At 63.1% G+C, this 6,304-nt stretch carries 3 protein-coding genes; all 3 read left to right on the forward strand.

Annotation, left to right across the window (positions count from 1 at the left end; translation table 11 throughout):
- The first annotated feature begins 36 nt into the window (after window positions 1–36).
- Genes mexE through BM300_RS25965 form a run of 3 tightly spaced genes read left to right on the forward strand, consistent with a single transcriptional unit; the run spans window position 37 to window position 5,906 of the window.
- The gene (mexE, locus tag BM300_RS25955; protein ID WP_092142931.1) at window positions 37–1,290 is read left to right on the forward strand and encodes a multidrug efflux RND transporter periplasmic adaptor subunit MexE; all 1,254 of its coding nucleotides are present in this window, start codon (window positions 37–39) and stop codon (window positions 1,288–1,290) included.
- Between the two features lie 15 nt (window positions 1,291–1,305).
- Window positions 1,306–4,485, forward strand: coding sequence for an efflux RND transporter permease subunit (locus BM300_RS25960; protein WP_092464387.1), 3,180 nt, complete (start codon window positions 1,306–1,308; stop codon window positions 4,483–4,485).
- Window positions 4,482–5,906, forward strand: coding sequence for an efflux transporter outer membrane subunit (locus tag BM300_RS25965; RefSeq protein ID WP_092142925.1), 1,425 nt, complete (start codon window positions 4,482–4,484; stop codon window positions 5,904–5,906). Before BM300_RS25960 ends, BM300_RS25965 begins: the two co-directional genes overlap by 4 nt.
- The last annotated feature ends 398 nt before the right edge of the window (window positions 5,907–6,304 follow it).

Here is a 6,304-nt window from a genome sequence, read left to right on the forward strand (position 1 = left end):
ATCCGCCCATTCTCAATACATTGGCGGATGCTATCCATGGAACATTCACTTTCAAAACTGCGTTTTCCCCTCGCGCTGCTGGCGGTGCTGGTGATGAGCGCCTGCGGCAAGACTCCCGACACGGCAGCGTCCATGCCGCCGGCCAAAGTCAGTGTGGCCAAGGTATTGGAGCAACCTGTCAACGAATGGGATGAGTTCACCGGCCGACTCGAGGCGCCGGAAACCGTCGAGATCCGCCCACGGGTTTCCGGGCAGATCGACGAAGTGGCCTTCACCGAAGGCGCGCTGGTCAAGAAAGGCGACCTGTTGTTCCAGATCGACCCGCGCCCTTTCCAGGCTGAAGTACGTCGTCTCGAAGCCCAACTGGCCCAGGCCCGCGCCACTGCCACCCGCAGCGAAAACGAAGCCCAGCGTGGCGAACGCCTGCGCTTGAGCAACGCCATTTCCGCCGAACTGGCAGACTCGCGCACCAGCGCCGCCCAGGAAGCCCGCGCCGCCGCCGCGGCCATCCAGGCGCAACTGGACCTGGCCAAGCTGAACCTGAGCTTCACCCGGGTGACCTCGCCCATCAGCGGTCGCGTCAGCCGGGCGGCCATCACCGCCGGCAACCTGGTGACCGCCGACGTCACCCCGCTCACCAGCGTGGTCTCCACGGACAAGGTCTACGCCTACTTCGACGCCGACGAACGTGTCTTCCTCAAGTACACCCAACTCGCCCGCCAGGGCCAGCGCGGCCAGGCCACGCCGGTCTACATGGGCCTGTCCAACGAAGACGGCAACCCGCACCAGGGCCAGATGAACTTCGTCGACAACCAGGTCAATCCGCAGACCGGCACCATCCGTGGTCGTGCCGTGTTCGACAACAAGGACGGCGCCTACACCCCAGGCCTCTATGCCCGTCTGAAGCTGGTGGGCAGCGGTACTTACGCCGCCGTGCTGATCAACGACGAAGCCGTCGGCACCGACCTGGGCAAGAAATTCGTGCTGGTGATGGACGCCGAGAACAAGCCGGCCTACCGCGCCGTCGAGCTGGGTCCGAAAATCGAAGGCCTGCGTATCGTGCGCAGCGGCCTGAGCAAGAACGACACCATCATCGTCAAGGGGCTGCAACGGGCTCGTCCGGGGGCACCGGTCACGCCTGAAACCGTGCCGATGGCCAGCGACGAAACCATTGCCGCCCTGGCACAACAACGTAAAGCGCTCGAAGCCAGCAACCTGCCCCAAGTCGCGCCATCCAAGGACGCGTCAGGGGCGGCTGGCAAATTGGCCGCTGCGACCCCACGCGGTTAAGGGACTGAATCCAAGATGAAATTTTCCCAGTTCTTCATTTCGCGGCCGATCTTCGCAGCAGTGCTTTCGCTGCTGATCCTGATCGCCGGCGCCATCTCGCTGTTCCAATTGCCGATCAGCGAATACCCGGAAGTCGTGCCGCCGACCGTGGTCGTGCGCGCCAACTTCCCGGGCGCCAACCCCAAGGTCATCGGCGAAACCGTGGCCGCCCCCCTGGAGCAGGCCATCACCGGTGTCGAGAACATGCTGTACATGTCCTCGCAATCCACCGCTGACGGCAAGATCACCCTGACCATCACCTTCGCCCTGGGCACCGACCTGGACAACGCCCAGGTGCAGGTGCAGAACCGCGTCACCCGAACCGAGCCCAAGCTGCCGGAAGAAGTGACCCGGATCGGCATCACGGTGGACAAGGCGTCGCCCGACCTGACCATGGTCGTGCACTTGACCTCGCCGGACAAACGCTACGACATGCTCTACCTGTCCAACTACGCCCTGCTCAACATCAAGGATGAGCTGGCGCGCCTGGGCGGCGTGGGTGATGTGCAACTGTTCGGCATGGGTGACTACTCCCTGCGGGTCTGGCTGGATCCGAACAAGACCGCTTCACGCAACCTGACCGCCACCGACGTGGTCACCGCGATCCGTGAACAGAACCGCCAGGTGGCTGCCGGCGCCCTGGGCGCACCGCCAGCGCCCAATGCCCAGGCTTTCCAGCTGTCTATCAACACCCAGGGGCGCCTGGTAAATGAGGAAGAGTTCGAGAACATCATCATTCGTTCCGGTGCCAACGGTGAGATCACTCGTCTGAAGGACATCGCCCGGGTCGAACTGGGTTCCAGCCAATACGCCCTGCGTTCGCTGCTGGACAACCAGCCGGCAGTGGCGATCCCGATCTTCCAGCGCCCGGGTTCCAACGCTATCCAGATCTCCAACGACGTTCGCGCCAAGATGGAAGAACTGAAGAAAGGCTTCCCGGCGGGAATGGACTACAGCATCGTCTATGACCCGACGATCTTCGTCCGCGGTTCCATCGAGGCGGTGGTACATACCCTGTTCGAAGCACTGATTCTCGTGGTGCTGGTGGTGATCCTGTTCCTGCAGACCTGGCGCGCCTCGATCATTCCATTGGTGGCGGTGCCGGTTTCGCTGATCGGTACATTTGCGGTGATGCACCTGTTCGGCTTCTCGTTGAACGCCCTCTCGCTGTTCGGCCTGGTACTGGCGATCGGTATCGTGGTGGACGACGCGATCGTGGTGGTGGAGAACGTCGAGCGAAACATCGAACTGGGGCTTACCCCGGTGGAAGCGACCAAGCGCGCCATGGGCGAAGTGACCGGCCCGATCATCGCCACCGCCCTGGTGCTGTGCGCGGTGTTCGTTCCGGCGGCATTCATCAGCGGCCTGACCGGGCAGTTCTATAAACAGTTCGCCCTGACCATTGCCATCTCCACGGTGATTTCGGCGATCAACTCCCTGACCCTGTCGCCAGCCTTGGCCGCGGTGTTGCTCAAGGGCCATGACGCGCCCAAGGACCGTTTCTCCAAGTTCCTGGACAAGGTCTTCGGTGGCTGGCTGTTCCGTCCGTTCAACCGTTTCTTCGAGCGCGCCAGTCATGGTTATGTGGGCACCGTCGCTCGAGTGATTCGCAGCAGCGGCATCGCCCTGGTGCTCTATGCAGGCCTGATGGTGTTGACCTTCTTCGGTTTCTCCACCACCCCGACCGGTTTCGTGCCCGGCCAGGACAAACAGTACCTGGTGGCCTTCGCCCAACTGCCGGACGCCGCGAGCCTGGACCGTACCGAAGACGTGATCAAGCGCATGTCCGACCTGGCCCTCAAGCAACCGGGCGTGGAAAGCGCCGTGGCCTTCCCGGGCCTGTCGATCAACGGTTTCACCAACAGCCCGAACGCCGGCATCGTGTTCGTGACCCTCAAGCCTTTCGATGAGCGCAAGGACCCGAGCATGTCGGCCGGTGCCATCGCCGGCGCCTTGAACGGCCAGTACGCCGGGATCCAGGAAGCCTACATGGCGATCTTCCCGCCACCGCCGGTACAGGGCCTGGGCACGATCGGTGGTTTCCGCCTGCAAATCGAAGACCGGGGCAACCTGGGCTACGACGAGCTGTACAAAGAAACCATGAACATCATCACCAAGAGCCGCAGCGTGCCGGAACTGGCCGGGTTGTTCACCAGCTACACCGTGAACGTGCCCCAGGTCGATGCCGCCATCGACCGTGAAAAAGCCAAGACTCACGGCGTGGCCGTCAGCGGCATCTTCGACACCCTGCAGATCTACCTGGGTTCGCTGTATGCCAACGACTTCAACCGCTTCGGTCGCACCTACCAGGTCAACGTCCAGGCCGAGCAGCAATTCCGTCTCGAGTCGGACCAGATCGGCCAGCTCAAGGTGCGCAACAACCGTGGCGAAATGATCCCGCTGGCGACCTTCATCAAGGTCAGCGACACCTCGGGGCCAGATCGCGTGATGCACTACAACGGCTTCATCACCGCTGAAATCAACGGTGCCGCCGCCCCGGGCTACAGCTCCGGCCAGGCTGAAAAAGCCATCGAGAAGCTGCTCAAGGACGAATTGCCCAACGGCATGACGTACGAGTGGACCGACCTGACGTACCAGCAGATCCTCTCGGGCAACACCGCGCTGTTCGTGTTCCCGCTCTGCGTACTGCTGGCGTTCCTGGTGCTCGCGGCACAGTACGAAAGCTGGAGCCTGCCATTGGCGGTGATCCTGATCGTACCGATGACCCTGCTGTCGGCCATTACCGGGGTGATTCTCTCCGGCGGCGACAACAACATCTTTACCCAGATCGGCTTGATCGTACTGGTGGGGCTTGCCTGCAAGAACGCGATCCTGATCGTCGAGTTCGCCAAGGATAAACAGCTCGAAGGCATGAACCCGCTGGCGGCGGTCCTCGAAGCGTGCCGCCTGCGTCTGCGGCCGATCCTGATGACCTCCTTCGCCTTCATCATGGGCGTGGTGCCCCTGGTGTTCTCCAGCGGCGCAGGTGCGGAAATGCGCCATGCCATGGGTGTGGCGGTGTTCTCCGGGATGCTCGGCGTGACCTTCTTCGGCCTGCTGCTCACCCCTGTGTTCTATGTACTGATCCGCAACTTCGTCGAGCGCAGCGAGGCCCGCAAGGCGGCCCGGGCTTTGAAACTGGAGGCGCAACAATGAGTTTGAAAGCGTTCGTGCCGAGCTTGCTGGTATTGGCCTTGAGTGCCTGCGCCGTGGGCCCGGACTACAAGGCCCCGCAAACGGAGGCGGCGAATATCACCACCGCCACCGACGGCGCCGCCGGCCAGAAGAATTTCGACCGTGCCCGGTTCGAAGGCATCTGGTGGCAGCAGTTCGATGACCCGACCCTTAACGCGTTGGTGACCCGCTCCCTGGAAGGCAACCGCGAGTTGCGCGTGGCCTTCGCCCGTTTGCGGGCCGCCCGGGCGATTCGCGATGACGCCAGCAATGACGCCATGCCGACCATCACCAGCCGTGCCAGCAGCAACTTGGGCAAAGGCCAGATCCCAACGGGGCAGACAGACGAACGAGTCAACACCGAGCGTTACGACCTTGGCCTGGACATGGCCTGGGAGCTGGACTTGTTCGGGCGCATCCAGCGCAACCTGGAAGCCAGCGACGCCGATCAGCAGGCGGCCGAAGCCGATCTCTATCAGTTGCAGGTGACGATGATCGCCGAGCTGGTGGATGCCTACGGTCAACTGCGCGGCGCCCAACTACGGGAAAAGATCGCCCTGGCGAACCTGAAGAACCAGCAGGATTCGCGCAAGATCACCGAAAGCCTGCGCGATGCCGGCGTCGGTGATCAGCTCGACGTGGTTCGCGCCGATGCGCGCCTGGCCTCGGTGGAAGCCAGCGTGCCGCAGTTGCAGGCCGAACAGGTGCGCCAACGCAATCGCATCGCCACGTTGCTGGGCGAGCGCCCGGACAAACTCAGCGTGGACCTGAGCCCGAAACAGTTGCCAGCCATCGCCAAGGCCCTGCCCATCGGCGACCCGGGTGAACTGCTGCAACGACGCCCGGACATTCTCAGTGCCGAACGCCAACTGGCCGCTGCCACGGCGCGCATCGGCGTGGCCAAGGCCGACCTGTTCCCACGGGTCAGCCTGAGCGGTTTCCTCGGTTTCACGGCTGGACGCGGTTCGCAGATCGGCTCCTCGGCGGCCAACGCCTGGGCGCTGGGCCCGAGCATTACCTGGGCCGCTTTCGACCTGGGCAGCGTGCGGGCTCGCTTGCGCGGTGCCGACGCCGAGGCGGACGGCGCCTTGGCGACCTACGAACAGCAAGTACTGCTGGCCCTGGAAGAATCGGAGAACGCCTTCAGTGACTACGGCAAGCGCCAACAACGGCTGATCTCGCTGATCCGCCAGAGTGAATCGAGCCGTGCCGCCGCCGACCTGGCCGAGATTCGCTACCGCGAAGGCACTGTGGACTTCCTCGTGCTGCTCGACGCCCAGCGCGAACGCCTGGCCGCCGAAGACACCCAGGCCCAGGCCGAAGTGGACCTGTACCGCGGCATCGTCGCGATCTACAAGGCCCTGGGCGGCGGCTGGAAACCGGAAACCGTTGCCAGCAACTGACCCGCCCTGCTCAACCGAGCTCCTTTGGTTGGCCGCAACCAACCAATTCTTTGCCCCGCGTTCATTTGGACGCGGGGCTTTTTTTGGTGCGCCAGGCATGGCGCGTTGCGCGCAAGCGCAACCAGCTTGGCTGTGGTGGTCACGCTGGTGACTTGGAGGTGAAAGTCCTCTACACACCCGGCAAGGGGAAGTGTTAGCCAGAGGCAAGGGTGTCGCGGGTGACTGCGAATCTGAAGGAAGCCCGAGGCAAAATGCTGGCCTGACGAACAGGAAGCGGATTAGGCGGTGCAGCGGGGTAAGGTAGCCAAAATTGCCAAAGCCCAATACTTGCACGGAACGCTGTGACGTAGATCCGACAGGCATAAGCAGGAAGGTCGCGCGAATTACCCTGGGAGATC

The sequence above is a fragment of the Pseudomonas sp. NFACC46-3 genome, from assembly GCF_900114515.1.
In the GTDB taxonomy this organism is placed as follows: domain Bacteria; phylum Pseudomonadota; class Gammaproteobacteria; order Pseudomonadales; family Pseudomonadaceae; genus Aquipseudomonas; species Aquipseudomonas fluorescens_Q.